General features: G+C 72.9%; 14 protein-coding genes. 10 read left to right on the top strand and 4 right to left on the bottom strand.

Translation table 11 applies throughout. The annotated features are described in order from the left end of the window. Positions 1-203 precede the first annotated feature (203 nt). The 4 genes from ACFYY2_RS11765 (at position 204) to ACFYY2_RS11780 (ending at position 5,391) form a co-directional block, all read left to right on the top strand. Positions 204-1,316, top strand: a complete 1,113-nt coding sequence (locus ACFYY2_RS11765) for a glycine betaine/L-proline ABC transporter ATP-binding protein (RefSeq protein WP_388740541.1) — start codon at positions 204-206, stop codon at positions 1,314-1,316. Further along, positions 1,309-3,930, top strand: coding sequence for an ABC transporter permease/substrate binding protein (locus tag ACFYY2_RS11770; protein ID WP_388740543.1), 2,622 nt, complete (start codon positions 1,309-1,311; stop codon positions 3,928-3,930). The genes ACFYY2_RS11765 and ACFYY2_RS11770 overlap by 8 nt, the downstream gene beginning before the upstream one ends. Positions 3,931-4,128: 198 nt before the next feature. Then, entirely contained in the window at positions 4,129-4,674 is a 546-nt protein-coding gene (locus tag ACFYY2_RS11775; protein WP_388740546.1) for a helix-turn-helix domain-containing protein, read from the top strand. Between the two features lie 12 nt (positions 4,675-4,686). Beyond that, on the top strand, positions 4,687-5,391 hold the full coding sequence (locus ACFYY2_RS11780; RefSeq protein ID WP_388740549.1) for a helical backbone metal receptor: 705 nt from the start codon (positions 4,687-4,689) through the stop codon (positions 5,389-5,391). On the opposite strand, the gene ACFYY2_RS11785 is transcribed toward ACFYY2_RS11780, so the two are convergent. Then, a complete protein-coding gene (locus tag ACFYY2_RS11785) occupies positions 5,330-6,517 on the bottom strand; it encodes a TDT family transporter (RefSeq protein WP_388740551.1) in 1,188 nt (395 codons plus the stop codon). The two genes, ACFYY2_RS11780 and ACFYY2_RS11785, sit on opposite strands and share 62 nt — an antisense overlap. 184 nt (positions 6,518-6,701) lie before the next feature. On the opposite strand from ACFYY2_RS11785, the gene ACFYY2_RS11790 reads away from it, so the two are divergent. After that, on the top strand, positions 6,702-7,586 hold the full coding sequence (locus ACFYY2_RS11790) for a LysR family transcriptional regulator (RefSeq protein ID WP_388741321.1): 885 nt from the start codon (positions 6,702-6,704) through the stop codon (positions 7,584-7,586). A gap of 39 nt (positions 7,587-7,625) precedes the next feature. Here ACFYY2_RS11790 and ACFYY2_RS11795 read toward each other — a convergent pair whose 3' ends face one another. Together ACFYY2_RS11795 and ACFYY2_RS11800 are read right to left on the bottom strand one after the other, a co-directional pair. Then, on the bottom strand, positions 7,626-8,354 hold the full coding sequence (locus ACFYY2_RS11795; protein WP_388740553.1) for a gamma-glutamyl-gamma-aminobutyrate hydrolase family protein: 729 nt from the start codon (positions 8,352-8,354) through the stop codon (positions 7,626-7,628). Positions 8,355-8,466: 112 nt separating this feature from the next. Further along, entirely contained in the window at positions 8,467-9,240 is a 774-nt protein-coding gene (locus ACFYY2_RS11800; RefSeq protein WP_388740556.1) for a FadR/GntR family transcriptional regulator, read from the bottom strand. A 38-nt stretch (positions 9,241-9,278) separates the two neighbouring features. Here ACFYY2_RS11800 and ACFYY2_RS11805 point away from each other — a divergent pair, with 38 nt between their 5' ends. The 3 genes from ACFYY2_RS11805 to ACFYY2_RS11815 are packed head-to-tail and all read left to right on the top strand — an operon-like array spanning position 9,279 to position 12,808. Beyond that, positions 9,279-10,640 (top strand): glutamine synthetase family protein, encoded by a 1,362-nt coding sequence (locus tag ACFYY2_RS11805; protein WP_388740558.1) that lies wholly within the window; start codon positions 9,279-9,281, stop codon positions 10,638-10,640. Between the two features lie 8 nt (positions 10,641-10,648). Next, positions 10,649-12,013, top strand: a complete 1,365-nt coding sequence (locus tag ACFYY2_RS11810) for an aldehyde dehydrogenase family protein (RefSeq protein ID WP_388740560.1) — start codon at positions 10,649-10,651, stop codon at positions 12,011-12,013. Between the two features lie 6 nt (positions 12,014-12,019). Beyond that, positions 12,020-12,808 carry a 3-oxoacyl-ACP reductase gene (locus ACFYY2_RS11815; protein ID WP_388740563.1) on the top strand — a complete coding sequence of 263 codons (789 nt, stop codon included), beginning with the start codon at positions 12,020-12,022 and terminating at the stop codon, positions 12,806-12,808. Positions 12,809-12,877: 69 nt separating this feature from the next. On the opposite strand, the gene ACFYY2_RS11820 is transcribed toward ACFYY2_RS11815, so the two are convergent. Beyond that, positions 12,878-14,080, bottom strand: a complete 1,203-nt coding sequence (locus ACFYY2_RS11820; protein ID WP_388740566.1) for an amino acid deaminase/aldolase — start codon at positions 14,078-14,080, stop codon at positions 12,878-12,880. A 414-nt stretch (positions 14,081-14,494) separates the two neighbouring features. Here ACFYY2_RS11820 and ACFYY2_RS11825 point away from each other — a divergent pair, with 414 nt between their 5' ends. Continuing rightward, positions 14,495-15,358 (top strand): hypothetical protein, encoded by an 864-nt coding sequence (locus tag ACFYY2_RS11825; protein ID WP_388741324.1) that lies wholly within the window; start codon positions 14,495-14,497, stop codon positions 15,356-15,358. Further along, complete coding sequence (gene mycP / locus ACFYY2_RS11830; protein ID WP_388740568.1) at positions 15,355-16,581, top strand: type VII secretion-associated serine protease mycosin; 1,227 nt, start codon at positions 15,355-15,357, stop codon at positions 16,579-16,581. The genes ACFYY2_RS11825 and mycP overlap by 4 nt, the downstream gene beginning before the upstream one ends. Positions 16,582-16,643: the final 62 nt, after the last annotated feature.

Consider the following 16,643-nt stretch of genomic DNA (forward strand, 5'->3'; position numbering starts at 1 on the left):
GCGTGGTTCCCGGATCGGGCGGCGTTTCGAGTGAGCTGGATCACACAAGTGTTTGGGTCGCGTAAGTGCGGGCAGGCGCGGCACCGGAGCGGACCACGTCCATTTCTCGACGGATGGCCCGTGCTCTGCGGACCGAATCCGCACCGCTCCACGGTCTGCCGGCGGGGGTGGCGGACCGTTTCGGTTCAACGCGTGAGGTGTATGTGTCAAGGCTGCAAGCGGAGCACTTGTACAAGGTGTTCGGCAGACGACCCGATCAAGCCGTGCAGAAGCTCGAGAACGGTGCCCACCGCGACGAGCTGCGCGCCGACGGAACGACCGCAGCGGTGATCGACGCCTCGTTCACCGTGGAACCGGGACACATCTTCGTCGTCATGGGGCTCTCCGGATCCGGGAAGTCCACGCTCCTGCGGATGCTGAACGGGCTCCTGGAGCCGACGGCCGGCCGCGTGCTGTTCGACGGCCAGGACCTCACCGCCCTGAGCCCCCGCGAGCTGCGCGGCGTACGTTCGAACAAGATCAGCATGGTCTTCCAGCACTTCGCGCTCTTCCCCCACCGGAGCGTCCTCGAGAACGCCGCGTACGGCCTGGAGGTCCAGGGCGTGGCACGCGCCGAACGGGAGGAGCGGGCCGCACAGGCACTTGAGCTGACCGGTCTCGCGGGCTGGGAGAAGTCCTGGCCGGACGAGCTCTCCGGCGGCATGCAGCAGCGCGTGGGCCTGGCCCGCGCACTCGCCACCGACGCCGACCTGCTGCTGATGGACGAGTCCTTCAGCGCGCTCGACCCGCTGATCCGCCGCGACATGCAGGACCAGCTCCTGGAGCTGCAGAAGCGGCTGAAGAAGACGATCGTCTTCATCACCCACGACCTCAACGAGGCCATGCGCCTCGGCGACCGCATCGCCGTGATGCGCGACGGCGAGATCGTCCAGCAGGGCACCGCCGAGGACATCCTCGTACGGCCCGCGAACGACTACGTGGCCTCCTTCATCCAGGACGTGGACCGCTCCCGGGTGCTCACCGCCGGCTCGATCATGGAGGTGCCCGGCGCGGGCGTCTCCCACGCGGATCTGCTGGCCGAGGCACCCGCGACCGTCACGTCGCAGACGCCCGTCGCGGAGCTCTTCGCCCCCTGCTCGACCAGCGGTGCGGACGTCGCCGTCACCGACCAAGACGGCGGCCTCATAGGCGTCGTCCCGCGCGAGCGGCTTCTGGCCGCGCTCGGCGAGGAACCGAGGGTCGAGGCGCAGGCCGGTACCCAGGTGCCCGCCGCCCGGGTCGAGGCCATGGAGGAGAAGGTGATCGCCGGTGCCTAGGATCTCCTTCGGTTCATGGGTCGAGGACGCGGTCGACTGGCTCCAGTCGAACCTCACCTGGATCTTCGACGCGATCAAGGCCGTGCTCGGCGGGATGTACGACGGCGTGTACGCCGTGCTGGGCGGCGGCGAACCATTGCTGATGGCCGCCATCTTCGCCGTCATCGCCTTCTGGCTGCGCGGCGCGATCCCCGCCGTCCTCACCTTCGCGGGCTTCGCGCTCATCGACTCCCTCGCCCTCTGGGACGAGGCGATGGCCACCCTCTCGCTGGTCGTCGTGGCCGCGGTGATCACGATCGTGATCGCGGTGCCCACCGGTATCTGGGCCGCGCGCAACAGCAGGGTCAGCGCCGCGCTGCGGCCGGTGCTGGACGTCATGCAGACGATGCCCGCCTTCGTCTACCTGATCCCCGGCGTCATGTTCTTCGGTGTGGGCGTCACCCCCGGCGTCATCGCCACGATCGTCTTCGCGATGCCGCCCGGTGTCCGCATGACCGAGCTCGGCATCCGCCAGGTCGACGGCGAGCTGGTCGAGGCCGCCGAGGCCTTCGGCACCACGCCCAACCACACCCTCACCCGGGTGCAGCTGCCGCTCGCCCTGCCGACGATCATGGCCGGAATCAACCAGGTCATCATGCTGGCCCTGTCGATGGTCGTCATCGGCGGCATGGCCGGCGCCGGCGGCCTCGGCGAGAAGGTGTACGCGGCGATCACCCAGCTCCAGGTCGGCCTCGCCGCCGAGAGCGGCATCGCGGTCGTCATCCTCGCCATGTACCTGGACCGGATGACCGGCGCGCTCAACGAGCGGGTCTCCCCGCTCGGCCGCCGCGCCGCCGCCAAGGTCGCCGCCGGTGCGCGACGGCTGAAGTTCGCGCACTACAAGCCGGGTACCGCCGTCGCGATGACCGGTGTGATCGTCCTCGCGCTTGTCGCGGGCGGCCTCAACATCGCCGGTTCCGGAGACTCGAAGGCCGCGCAGGCCGGTGGCGCCGACGTCGGCAAGGGCCAGAAGATCAACATGGGCTACATCCCCTGGGACGAGGGCATCGCCTCCACGTTCCTGTGGAAGGAGATCCTGGAACAGCGCGGCTTCGAGACCGGGATGACCCAGCTCGACGCCGGGCCGCTCTACTCCGGTGTCGCCCGCGGCGACATCGACTTCCAGACGGACTCCTGGCTGCCCACCACGCACAAGGACTACTGGGACAAGTACAGCGCCCAGCTCGACGACCTCGGTTCCTGGTACGGGCCGACGTCGCTGGAGCTGACGGTCCCCTCGTACGTCAAGGGCATCGACTCGCTCGACGACCTCAAGGGTCAGGGCAAGAAGTTCAACGGCAAGATCATCGGCATCGAGTCGAGCGCCGGGATGATGGGCACCCTGAACAAGAAGGTGCTCAAGGAGTACGGCCTCGAAGGTGAGTACAAGGTCGTCTCCTCCAGCACGTCCTCGATGCTGGCCGAGCTGAACCGGTCGATCAAGAAGAAGGAGCCGGTCGTGGTGACCCTGTGGTCGCCGCACTGGGCCTACGGCAAGCACGACCTGAAGAAGCTCAAGGACCCGAAGGGTGCCTGGGGCAAGGGCGAAGAGGTCCACACCGTCGCGCACAAGGGCTTCGCGAAGAAGTCGCCCACCGTGGCCAAGTGGCTCAAGGACTTCAAGCTCACCGAGAAGCAGCTCACGGGTCTCGAGAACGAGATCCAGAACGCCGGTCAGGGCCAGGAGCAGGACGGCGTCCGCGCCTGGCTGAAGAAGAACCCCGGCCTCGTCGACAAGCTCGCACCGGTCCCGGGTGGCGGCACGCAGCAGGGCAAGGATGCGGGCAAGACCGTCGACATGGGGTACTTCCCGTGGGACGAGGCCATCGCCACCACCTACCTGTGGCAGAACATGCTGGAGGACCGGGGGTACAGGACCACGGTCAAGCAGCTCGACCCGGGCCCGCTGTACACGGGCCTCGCACAGGGCCAGCTGGACGTCCAGTTCGACTCCTGGCTGCCGACCACGCACAAGGACTACTGGGACCGGTACAAGGACGACCTGACGGACCTCGGTTCCTGGTACGGGCCGACGTCGCTGGAGCTGTCCGTTCCCTCGTACGTCAAGGGCATCGACTCGCTCGACGACCTCAAGGGTCAGGGCAAGAAGTTCAACGGCAAGATCATCGGCATCGAGTCGAGCGCCGGGATGATGGGCACCCTGAACAAGAAGGTGCTCAAGGAGTACGGCCTCGAAGGTGAGTACAAGGTCGTCTCCTCCAGCACGTCCTCGATGCTGGCCGAGCTGAACCGGTCGATCAAGAAGAAGGAGCCGGTCGTGGTGACCCTGTGGTCGCCGCACTGGGCCTACGGCAAGCACGACCTGAAGAAGCTCAAGGACCCGAAGGGCGCCTGGGGCAAGGGCGAGCAGATCCACACGGTAGCCAAGAAGGACTTCGCGAAGGACTTCCCCGAGCTCACCGGGTGGCTGAAGGACTTCAAGCTCAGCGAGGCGCAGCTGGCCTCGCTCGAGGTGGAGCTCCAGAAGGGCGGCGCCGGCAAGGAGAAGGAGTCCGCCCGCCGCTGGATGGACGCCAACCCTGACGTCGTGGCGAAGCTGGCGCCCGTCGCCTGACCCCTCCCGTCCACGGCAGGCGAGTCACGAAGGGGGCGGCCCGGGTAGCGAACCCGGGCCGCCCCCTTCAGGCTGGTCGGAGGGAGTCCCCGAGGATCTCCCGTCCGCCCGGGTTCGCAGGCTTCGGCTCCGTCACGCGAACGACATGCGTAGGGTGCTGGCAACCGGGAGGATGGTGAACCGGGGAGGGAGCCGGACATGGACGACAAGGAAGCCCTTCGAGTGGGTGCCGCGGTTCGCCGACGCCGCAGGACCCTCGGACTCACCCTGGCCGCGGTGGCAGGGCGCAGCGGCCTGTCCGTGCCGTTCCTCAGCCAGATCGAGAACGAACGGGCCAGACCCAGCCCCCGGTCGCTGGACCGGGTGGCTCAGGCGCTGGAGACCACGACCGAGCGGCTGAGGGCGGCGGCGGACTCGGCGCGCGCCGTGGACGTCGTGCGGGCGGACGACGAGGACGGTGTGCGGCGCCTGGTGCGCGGCCGCCATCAGCTCAGCGCCCTGGAGTTCACCGGCGAACACGACCTCGGCCGCGAGTTCCAGCACCGCAACGACGAGGTGATGTACGTCGTGGAGGGCGCCGTCGAGGTCGAGGCGGAGGGCAGGGCGCACCGGCTCGGCCGGGGTGACAGCCTCTTCCTCTCGGGCGGGGTCCGCCATCGCTGGCGGGCGACCGGCCCCGGCACCCGGCTGCTGGTCGTCTCGGTCGCCGAGCACATCGACGCGACGTACGACGCACGGCGCTGACGGGGCAGGGGCATGCGCGTCGTCTCCCTCGTCCCGTCGCTCACCGAGGCGGTCGCCGTCACCGGCCCGGGCCTGCTCGCCGGAATCACCGACTGGTGCAGCCACCCCGCCGGGCTGACCGTCCCGCGGATCGGGGGCACGAAGAACCCCGACACCGCTGCCGTCGTGGCTCTGCGCCCGGACCTCGTCATCGCGAACGAGGAGGAGAACCGGCCTGCGGATCTGGACGCCTTGCGGGATGCGGGACTGAACGTCCTGGTCACCGAGGTCCGCACCCTGGACCAGGCCTTCTCCGAGCTGGAAAGGGTCCTCACGGCGTGCGCCCTGCCGGAGCCGGACTGGCTGCGGGAGTCCCGGGCCGCCTGGGCCGCCCTGCCTCCCGCCCCCGTCGGGCGCCCGGCGATCGTGCCCGTCTGGCGCAGGCCCTGGATGGTGCTGGGGCGGGACACCTTCGCCGGGGACCTGCTCGCCCGGCTCGGGGTGCGGAACGTGTACGCCGGCCACGAGGAGCGCTACCCCCGCGTGCCGCCGGCCGAGCTGAACGCCTCCGGGGCCGAGCTGGTCGTGCTGCCCGACGAGCCCTACCGCTTCACCGCGGCGGACGGCCCGGAGGCGTTCCCCGGCCTCCGGGCCGTACTCGTCGATGGCCGGCACCTCACGTGGTACGGACCGTCGCTGGCCGAGGCGGCCGGGGTGCTGCGAGCAGCGCTCCGCTGAACAGTCCGCCCAGTGTGCGCACACCGGCGAAGGCCCAGGCGGTGACCAGCAGCGCGTAGAGCGCCACGGCGAGCCAGGTGAAGGCGGTCAGTCCCGTGTGCCGGGCCAGCCCCGCGGCGCCGGTGACGCAGGTGCCGACCGGGAAGGTGAACCCCCACCACGTCATCGTGAAGCCCATCCCGCGCCGCATCGCCCGGACGACCAACGCTCCGGACAGGGCGAGCCACAGCAGGGCGAACCCCATCACGGGGACCCCGTACAGCACGGCGAACGCACCGAAGGCGGGGGCGTACGGCGCCGCGATCGCTCCGGGCGCCACGTCGGCGAGCTGGTTGACGGCCGTCGTCGACTGTCCCAGGGGACCGAGCACGAGGAAGAGCGCAGGGGTGAGCGCGAGCGGCAGCGGGCCCTCGTGGACCAGCCGCGAGAAGACGAGCGGGAGGACCACCAGGGTCGCCAGAAGGGACAGCCCGAACATCGCGTAACAGGCCAGCAGGAGCGCCTCCCGTCCCTGGCCCGGCGGCAGCTCGCGCACCAGCAGGGGGCCGACGGCCGCCGAGACCATGGGCGCCACCAGCGGCAGCAGCCACACCGGCGACGCACTGCCCGGCCGCGGACGGTGGCGGACGATCATCAGGTACGGGATGACGACGGCGCAGGCGAGGCCCGCGACGGTGCCCGCGGTGAACAGCACGGTGTCCACGGCGACGGCGGCCCGGTGGCCCACGACGTCCCGGCCCACCGCGAGGGTTCCCGCACCGACGGCGAGCAGTGCCATGGGCACGCAGCCGTAGAAGGGGGCCACCGCGGGGTCCAGGAGATGCGCCCGCGCCCGGTCGCGGTGGTGGATCCAGTGGCCGGCGCGCGCAGTGAGCACCGCGGCGAGCAGGAGCGCGGACCCGGCCCACACCGCGACGCAGAGGCCGCGCAGCCCGGGCACATGGACGGGCAGAGCGGCCCCGGCCGTGGCGACGATCGCCGTGCCCATGACCGTCGCGTACCAGTTCGGGCCCAGGTGCCGCAGGAACGGGAGCCGCCGGGCGGTCGCGTCGTCGGGGCCGGAGTCCGCCTGGGCGACGGTGGCGGGCGGGGCGTGCGGAGCGCGGGTCCGCGAATGGATGGCCATGCCACCATGTTCGGCGGCCGGGGCGAGGGCCACCAGGGAGTCCGGACCTATGAGGTCATAAGCTGTATTTATGTCTTCCTCGGTCCCTCCCGCCGACTCGTCGGTGCCTCCCGCCCGCCCTGTGCCGACTCCCGGTGCCGGTGCCGCGGCCGGGCTGCGTCACCGGGTGCCCGACCTGGGAGCCATGGTCCTGCTGCTCGCGGTCGCCCGGCACGGCAGCCTCGGCGGCGCCGCGCGGGAGGTCGGGATCACCCAGCCCGCGGCGTCGAGCCGCATCCGGTCCATGGAGAAGCAGCTCGGCGTCGCGCTCCTGGACCGCTCGCCCCGCGGCTCCCGGCTGACCGACGCGGGCGCCCTCGTCACCGACTGGGCGCGCAGGGTCGTCGAGGCCGCCGAGGCCTTCGACGCGGGCGCGCAGGCGTTGCGCGACCGGCGGGACTCCCGGCTCCGGGTCGCCGCCAGCATGACCATCGCGGAGTACCTGATGCCCGGGTGGCTGATCGCCCTGCGGGCCGGGCGTCCCGACACGGCGGTGTCCCTGCTCGCCGGGAACTCCGCCGCCGTGGCGCAGCGGCTCCTCGCGGGCGAGGCCGACCTCGGCTTCGTCGAGGGCCTGTCGGTACCGGAGGGGCTCGACGGAACCGTCATCGCGCACGACCGCCTCGTGGTGGTGGTCGCCCCACCGCACCCCTGGGCCCGCCGGCGCACGCAGCTGACCCCCCGCGAGCTGGCGGCGACCCCGCTGATCCTGCGCGAACCGGGTTCCGGGACCCGGCAGGTGCTGGACGCCGCGCTCGCCGTGCACGGCGGCCTGGCGCGCCCCCTGCTGGAGCTCTCGTCCACCACCGCGGTCAAGGGGGCCGCCGAGAGCGGCGCCGGACCCTGCGTGCTGAGCGAACTCGCGCTGGACGAGGAGCTCGCGGCCAGGCGCCTGGTCGAGATCCCCGTCGCGGGGGTCCGGCTGCGCCGGCAGCTGCGCGCGGTCTGGCCCGCGGGGCACCGGCCCACCGGCCCGGCCCGGGACCTGCTCTCGTTGACCGCGCATCCCTCGGGACCCGCGCGCGGCTGAACCGGCGCGACGGGGCGGGGAGATGGCCGGCCGGGTGTGTCAGGCCCGTTCCGCCACGGGCCGCGCCGCTGCCGAAGCCGCACGGGCCGCGTCCACCAGGGCGCGCATGATGCGCAGGTCGTCGCCCATCTCCGGGTGCCACTGAACGCCCAGCACCCACTGGTCGCCCGGAAGTTCGACCGCCTCCACCGTGCCGTCCGCCGCGTGGGCGCACACCACCAGACCCGGCGCGAGACGGTCGACGGCCTGGTGGTGGTACGTCGGTACGGACGCCTCCTCGGGCACCAGTGACGCGTACAGCGTTCCGGGCACCGGGGTCACCGTGTGCTCGCCGAGGACCCCCTCCTTGCCGAACGGGCCCGCGTGGCCGTCCAGATGCTGGGTCAGCGTGCCTCCCAGGGCCACGTTCAGCAGCTGCATGCCCCGGCAGATCCCCAGGACCGGAGTGCCCGCGGCGCGCGCCGCGCGGAGCAGGGCGACCTCCCAGGAGTCGCGCTCATGGGCGGGCGGGCCCGTCCTGAAGTCGCGCTCCGCGCCGTACAGCCCGGGGTCGACGTCCGCCCCGCCCGCGATGACCAGTCCGTCCAGCCGGGCCACGACGTCCGCGGCACGTTCCGGGGCGTCCGGGGGCAGCAGGGCGGCCAGACCGCCGGAGCGCTGCACGAGCCGCGGATACGCTGCGGGGAGCACCGCCGCCGGTAGTTCCCAGACGCCCCAGCGAGCCGCCGGCTCCAGATAGGTCGTCACGCCGATCAGCGGTTCGTGCATGGTGCGGTCCCTCCGGCGGCCGGCCTGCGGGCCGGCCCGGTGCAATGGTGTCGCGACACACCTTTGTTCGTCGCGGGCCGCCGCGCAAGAGCGGTGATCCGGAAGAGCGGGATCAAGCCAGAAAACCCCTGAGCAGCGCGGCCGTCCCGGCACAGTGCTCCCGCGTCACGGCGCGGGCCGCCTCCTCGTCGCCGTCGAGCACCGCCTCGACGAGGGCCGTGTGCTGGGCCTGCGAATGCTCCAGGTTGCGTACGAGCAGGGGGATGCAGTCCAGCAGGTCGTTGACGGTCGCCCGGACCGCCGCGTACCGGGCGGCGAGGGACGGGGAGCCCGAGAGCTCGGCCAGCGTCAGATGGAAGAGGGTGTCGAGCCTGCGGTAGTCGGGCAGAGGTGCCTCGTGTGTCGCCGCCAGAGCCGTGCGCAGCCGGTCCGCCCCCGCGTCGTCGAGCCCGCGCGACGCGCACAGCCCGGCCGCGCCCGCCTCCAGCACCTCGCGGAAGAGCAGCACGTCCTCGATGTCGGTGTCCGCGACCCTGCGGCGCAGCTCGTCCCCGTCGGCGCCGCCGGGCCGGGGGAGCACGAACGTACCGCCGTACCTGCCGCGTCTGGCCTCCAGCAGCCCCTGGTCCTGGAGCACCTTCAGCACCTCGCGCAGGGTGACGCGGCTGACGCCGAGCAGACCGGCCAGCTCGCGCTCGGCGGGCAGCCGTCCGCCCGCGGGGACCAGGCCGAGCCGGACCACCTGGAGTATCCGCTCCAGCGCCTCCTCGAAGCCGTTGCCCGCCCGCACCGGTCTCAGCGCGGGCAGCAGCCGCTCGGACGGCCCCGCTTCCCCGGTCTCCTCCGCCACGCCACGATCCCCTTCCCCCCAATGGTTTTCTCCCATACCTTAAGCCTTCCGGCTGACCGAACGAGGAGTATCCCGTGGCAGACCGAACACCCCCGCTCCAGGTCGAGGAGCTTCGCGGGCTCGTCGCGAGCGGTGAGATCGACACCGTCGTCCTCGCCTTCCCCGACATGCAGGGCAGACTGCAGGGAAAGCGGTTCGCGGCGGCGTTCTTCCTGGACGAGGTGCTCGAACACGGCACCGAGGGCTGCAACTACCTTCTCGCCGTCGACACGGACATGAACACCGTCGACGGCTTCGCGATGTCCTCCTGGTCCGACGGCTACGGCGACTTCGCGATGCGCCCCGACCTCGCCACCCTGCGCCGCGTCCCCTGGCACGACGGCACGGCGCTGGTCATGGCCGATCTCTCCTGGGAGGACGGGACACCCGTCGTCGCCGCGCCCCGCCAGATCCTCCGGCGGCAGCTGGAGCGGCTCGCCGCGCACGGACTCACCGCCCACGTCGGCACCGAGCTCGAGTTCATCGTCTTCAAGGACACCTACGAGCAGGCGTGGGACCGCGACTACCGAGGCCTGACACCGGCCAACCAGTACAACGTCGACTACTCCGTCCTCGGCACCGGCCGCATCGAGCCGCTGCTGCGCCGCATCCGCAACGAGATGGCCGCCGCCGGGCTGACCGTCGAGTCCGCGAAGGGCGAGTGCAACCCCGGCCAGCACGAGATCGTCTTCCGCTACGACGAAGCCCTCGTCACCTGCGACCAGCACGCCGTCTACAAGACCGGCTCCAAGGAGATCGCCGCCCAGGAGGGCGTCTCGCTCACCTTCATGGCCAAGTTCAACGAGCGCGAGGGCAACTCCTGCCACATCCACCTCTCCCTCCAGGACGCCGGCGGACACAGCGTCATGGCGGGCGACGACGGGACGATGTCCCCCGTGATGCGCCGGTTCCTCGCGGGCCAGCTCGCCGCCCTGCGCGACTTCTCGCTGCTGTACGCGCCGAACATCAACTCCTACAAGCGGTTCCAGCCCGGCTCCTTCGCCCCGACCGCCGTCGCCTGGGGCCACGACAACCGCACCTGTGCCCTCCGCGTCGTCGGACACGGCCGCTCCCTGCGCTTCGAGAACCGCCTGCCCGGCGGCGACGTCAACCCCTACCTCGCCGTCGCCGGACTCGTCGCGGCGGGACTCCACGGCATCGAGAACGCGCTCGAACTCCCCGAGGCCTGCGAGGGCAACGCCTACACCGCCGGATACGACCAGGTGCCCACCACCCTGCGCGAAGCCGCCGGCCTCTGGGAGACCAGCGAGATCGCCCGGGAGGCCTTCGGCGACGAGACCGTCGCGCACTACCGCAACATGGCGCGCGTCGAACTGGAGGCCTTCGACGCCGCGGTCACCGACTGGGAACTCCGCCGCTCCTTCGAACGCCTGTGAGGAAACCCGTGATCCACGAGCACCACGTCCTCGACCCGGCGACCGAGCAGCTCGTCGCCACCGTCCCGGCCACCACCGCCGCCGCGGTCGCCACCGCCGTCACCCGTGCCGCCGCCGCCCAGCGGACCTGGGCCGCGCTGGCCCCCGCCGACCGGGCGCGCCTGCTGCGCCGCTTCGCCGTGCTCGTCGACGAGCACGGCGAACGACTGGCCCGGCTGGAGGTCACCGAGGCCGGCCACACCCTGGGCAACGCCCGGTGGGAGGCCGCGAACGTCCGGGACCTGCTGGACTACGCGGCCGGGGGAGTGGAGCGCCTGACCGGACGCCAGATCCCCGTGCCGGGCGGCATCGACCTCACCTTCCTCGAACCGCTTGGCGTCGTCGGCGTGATCGCCCCGTGGAACTTCCCGATGCCGATCGCCGCGTGGGGCGCCGCCCCCGCCCTCGCGGCCGGGAACGCCGTACTCCTCAAACCGGCCGAGACCACTCCGCTCACGGCCCTGCACCTGGCCGGGCTGGCACTCGACGCGGGGCTGCCCGAGCACCTCTTCCAGGTGCTCCCCGGTGCCGGGGACGTGGCGGGCAACGCCCTGGTCCAGCACCCGGGTGTCGCCAAGATCGTCTTCACCGGGTCGACCCGCGTCGGCAAGCAGGTCATGGCGAAGTGCGCCGACCGGGTGAAGCGGGTGACGCTCGAACTGGGCGGCAAGAGCCCCAACATCGTCTTCGCCGACGCCGACATCGAGGCCGCGGCGCTCTCCGCCCCCATGTCCTTCCTCGACAACGCCGGCCAGGACTGCTGCGCCCGCTCCCGCATCCTGGTCCAGCGGTCCGTGCACGACCGCTTCCTCGAACTCCTCCTGCCCGCGGTCGCCGCCGTGGTCGTCGGGGACCCCTCGGACGAGAAGACCCAGATGGGCCCGCTGATCTCCCGGACCCAGCTGGAGCGCGTCCGGACGCTCGTGCCCGAGGACGCGGACGGCATCCGGGGCAGCGCGCCCACCGGCCCCGGATTCTGGTTCCCGCCGACCGTGCTCACCGGCGTCGCCCCCGACGCCCCCGTCGCCACCGAGGAGGTCTTCGGGCCGGTCGCCGTCGTGCTGCCCTTCGACGACGAGGCCGACGCCGTCCGGCTGGCCAACGCCACCGAGTACGGCCTGGCCGGCTCGGTCTGGACCCGCGACGTGGGCCGGGCGCTGCGCGTCTCCCGGGCGGTCCGCGCCGGCAACCTGTCCGTCAACTCCCACTCCGCCGTCCGCTACTGGACCCCCTTCGGCGGGTACGAACAGTCCGGACTCGGCCGTGAACTGGGGCCCGACGCCCTCGCGGCCTTCACCGAAACCAAGAACGTCTTCATCGGCACGGAGGCCTGACACGCAATGAGCACAGACGAAGCGAACATCTGCCGCCGCCTGAACGGCCGCACCGCCGTCATCACCGGGGCGGGCAGCGGCATCGGCCTCGCCACCGCGCACAGACTCGCCTCCGAAGGAGCCCGGGTCGTCTGCGGCGACATCGACGAGAACGCGGGCAAGGCCGTGGCGAAGGACGTGGGCGGCACCTTCGTACGGGTGGACGTCACCGACCCGGACCAGGTCGAGGCGCTCTTCGCCGCCGCCGACGACACCTACGGCTCCGTCGACATCGCCTTCAACAACGCCGGCATCTCGCCGCCCGAGGACGACTCGATCCTCACGACCGGGCTGGAGGCGTGGAAGCGGGTCCAGGACGTCAACCTCACCTCCGTCTACCTCTGCTGCAAGGCCGCCCTGCCGTACATGCGGCGCCAGGGCCGCGGCTCGATCATCAACACCGCGTCCTTCGTGGCCCGGATGGGCGCCGCGACCTCCCAGATCTCGTACACCGCGTCCAAGGGCGGCGTCCTCGCCCTGTCCAGGGAGCTCGGGGTGCAGTTCGCCCGCGAGGGGATCCGGGTCAACGCCCTGTGCCCCGGCCCGGTCAACACCCCTCTGCTGCAGGAGCTGTTCGCCACGGACCCGGAGCGGGCGGCGCGCCGGCTCGTGCACATCCCCCTGGGCCGGTTCGCCGAGGCGAAGGAGATCGCGGCCGCCGTCGCCTTCCTGGCAAGCGACGACTCCTCGTTCGTCAACGCCAGCGACTTCCTCGTCGACGGCGGCATCTCGGGGGCGTACGTGACCCCGCTCTAGGGTCGCCGGGGCCGTCCGGACACCCGCTCGGGGTCCCGGCGGCCCCCGCCCCGGCGGCGGCAGCAGCCGCTAGAGGAACGTCAGGCCCTCGCCGCGGTACGTCGGCACGGTCGCGGTGATCCGGTCTCCCTCGATCAGCCGCAACTCGTGGAAGCGCTCGCACAGTTCGCCCGCCTTGGCGTGCCGGAACCACACCTTGTCACCGATCAGCAGATCGTCGGCGGGGGCGCCGAGCAGGGGCGTCTGCACCTCTCCGGCGCCTTCCTGCGGGTCGTAGCGCAGCCCCTCCGGCAGATACGGCACCGGCAGCCGGTCCGCGCCCGCCGCACCCGACGCCGGGTAGCCGCCGCCGAGCACCGTCACCACGCCCACCCCCGGGCGCCGCACCACGGGCAGGGCGAACAGGGCGGCCGGCCGGGCCGTGAACGACGTGTAGTTGTCGAACAGCCGGGGCACGTAGAGGCCGGACCCGGCGGCGATCTCGGTCACCGCCGCCTCGGCCGCGGTGTGCTGGACGCTCCCCGTGCCGCCGCCGTTCACGAACTCCAGGTCCGGCGCCACCGCCCGGACCGCCCGCACGACCTCCGCGCGCCGGGCCGCCAGCTCCTTGCGGGCCGCCGCCTGCATCAGCCGGACCGCACGCGAGCGCAGGGGCCGGCCGGCCACCGAGTCGCCGACACCGGCGACATGCCCCTCGTACGCCATCAGGCCCACCAGCCGGAAACCGGGCCTGCGCGCCACCGAGCGTGCCAGGTCCGCCAGCTGGGCGGGGGAGCGCAGCGGGGAGCGCAGCGCGCCGATCCGGACGCGGCCACCGAGCAGCCGCAGTGACGTGTCCAGTTCCAGGCAGACCCGGATCTCCTCGGAGCCCCCGGCCCGGGCCCCGTCGATCAGCTCCAGCTGCGCGAGATCGTCGACCATCACCGTCACGGCGGCCGCGAGCTTGGGATCGGCCGCGAGTTCCGCGTAGGCGGCCCGGTCGGCCGACGGATAGGCCAGCAGTACGTCGTCGAACCCCGCCCGTGCCAGCCACAGCGACTCGGCCAGGGTGAACGACATGACGCCGGCGAACCCCGGACGCGCGAGCACCCGCTCCAGCAGCGCGCGGCAGCGCACCGACTTGCTCGCCACCCGGACGGGCTTCCCGCCGGCCCGGCGCACGAGGTCGTCGGCGTTGGCGTCGAAGGCCTCCAGATCGACGACGGCCAGCGGCGCGTCGAGATGGGCGGTGGCCCGGTCGTAGCGGCCCCGGTCAGCCGTGCGGACAGTCATGGCCGCAGCTTGCCAGACCGCCGTACCAGTGGGTAGGGGACGTTCGGTGCAGATCCCCCCGGAGCCTGCTTCCCGTGCCCACCGGGCGCCGCCCACCCCGTAGAGTGACCGTCACGCGACGGACGGACGGGCCCGTGCCCGACGGTGGTCCGTGCGGTACGGGGACGCGGACCAGGGGGACGGATGAGTACCGAAGCGCAGCGCGCTCCCGTGCCGCCCCGCCCGGCCTCCCCGCCGGCCGTACCGGGTCCGCCGCCCCCGCGCACCGAGCCCGCGCCGCCCGGGACGCGCCAGGAGAGCGCACCGCCCGCCCCGCGGGCCGAGCCCGGCCCGGCGGAGACCACCACCCGGCTGCGGGCCGTGCCGCCCGCACCCGCGACCCCTCCCGTCACCCGGCGCCGGCCCGTCGGAGCGGTGGATCTCACCCCGCGCCCCGGTGCCGTCCCCGCCCCGCCCCGGGCCTACCACGCCTACCCGGAGACCCCCGCGGAGACCACCACGCGGCTGCGCCCCGTCAAGCCGGGCAGCCCCGTCAGGACCGCCCTCGCCGCCGTCTGCGCGGTGCTCGGCCTCGGGCTCATGGGCGGAGCCGTCGCGGGGAGCTGGCTCATCGGGGACTCCGCGGCGGACTACGGCCCCGACGACGTGTACGCGGCGAGCCGCTCCGCCTGGCACAGCGTGCCCGTCGACACCCTCTTCCCGCGCTCCCTGAAGGGCGACGGCGCGGGCCCCGGGGCCACCGACCGGGTCTGGACCCGGATCGGCGTCGCCGGTGACGGCGGATGCGCGGCGGGGCTCGATCCGCTGCTGCTCAGGGCCCTCGGCCCGGTCGGCTGCGAGCGCCTGGTGCGCGCGACCTACACCGACGCCACCCGCAGCAGCGTCACGACCGTCGGCCTGGTCTTCACCGAGGCGGACGCCACCTCGATGAGCGCGCTCGGCACGCGGTTCGCGTCGCAGAAGCTCGGCGACCGCACCGACCTGATGCCCCGTACCCATCCCGTCCCGGGCACCGTCGCCGCGGGCTTCGGCGACCGGCAGCGCGCCAGCTGGACGGTCCACGTCCTGACCGAGGTGCCCGTCGTCGTGTTCTCGGTCTCCGGGTTCGCCGACGGCCGTACGGTCGCCGAGCCGCAGCCCGCCGCCGCGGCCATGGCGGCCGGTGCCGCCACGGTCCCCGCCCAGGCCGGGCTCGGATACGAGGCGAAGGGCGTCGCCGACCGGATCGAACGCGCCCTGCGCAGGACCGTCGCCACGCTCGCGGAGAAGCCGGAGTGACCCGCCCCCGCCCCCGCCCCCGCCGGGCGCTCGTCGCGGCGGCCACGGCCGCCGCCTTCGTGGTCCTGCCCGCCGTGCCCGCACGGGCGGACGCGATCCGGGACCAGCAGTGGGGCCTGGAGGCCCTGCACACCGACCGGGCCTGGCAGACCACCAGGGGCGAGGGGATCACCGTCGCCGTCCTGGACACCGGCGTCGACGACCAGCACCCCGACCTCGCCGGGCAGGTGCTGCCGGGCAAGGACTTCATAGGCTTCGGAGCCGGGCGCGGCGACCGCTCGTGGGCCCTGCACGGCACGGCGATGGCAGGCATCATCGCGGGCCGGGGGAACGGTCCCGGACGGGGTGACGGCGTACTCGGCGTCGCGCCCGGGGCGAAGATCCTGCCGGTCCGGGTGATCCTCGAATCCAACGACCCGTCACGCACCAAGGCCCGCGAGTCACGCGGCACCGCGCTCGCCGAGGGCATCCGCTGGGCCACCGACCACGGCGCCGACGTCATCAACCTCTCCCTCGGCGACGACAGCAAGTCCGCCCACCCCGAGCCCGGGGAGGACGCCGCCGTGCAGTACGCCCTGGGCAAGGGCGTGGCCGTCGTCGCGTCCGCGGGCAACAGCGGCGAGAAGGGCGACAGGATCTCCTACCCCGCCGCCTATCCCGGCGTGATCGCCGCCGCCGCCGTCGACAAGTACGGCACGCACGCCGCCTTCTCCACTCGTCGCTGGTACGCCACCGTCAGCGCCCCGGGCGTCGACGTGGTCGTGGCCAACCCCGACCGGCACTACTACATCGAGTGGGGCACCTCGGCCGCGTCGGCCTTCGTCTCCGGCGCCGTCGCGCTCGTGCGCGCCGCCCATCCGGGACTCTCACCCGCCCAGATCAAGACCCTGCTCGCGGACACCGCCCGCAACTCACCCGCCGGCGGGCGGGACGACGCCCGCGGCTACGGCCTGGTCGACCCCGCCGCCGCGATCGAGGCCGGCGCGAAGACGCGACCCGACGCCCCGAACGCCCGGTCCGCCGAGGCCGGTTACCGCAAGCGGTACTTCGGCACGGGCCCCGCCCCCGAGCGCCATGACGAGGACCCGGCCGGACTGCTCGCGCCCGCGGCCGGCGGCCTCGGAGCCGTACTCCTCGCCCTGGCCGTCGTGCTGTGGCGGGGGAGGAACACCGCAGGCCGGCGGAACACGCCGTACGTCCCCGGCGTCGGCGGGCCCCGCTGACGGACACCGGGACCGAGAGGGTGCCGACCCGAAAGTGAGACCCGCCCGCGAGGCGCGCGGGC

Source organism: Streptomyces sp. NPDC001822, from assembly GCF_042892135.1.
GTDB lineage: Bacteria > Actinomycetota > Actinomycetes > Streptomycetales > Streptomycetaceae > Streptomyces.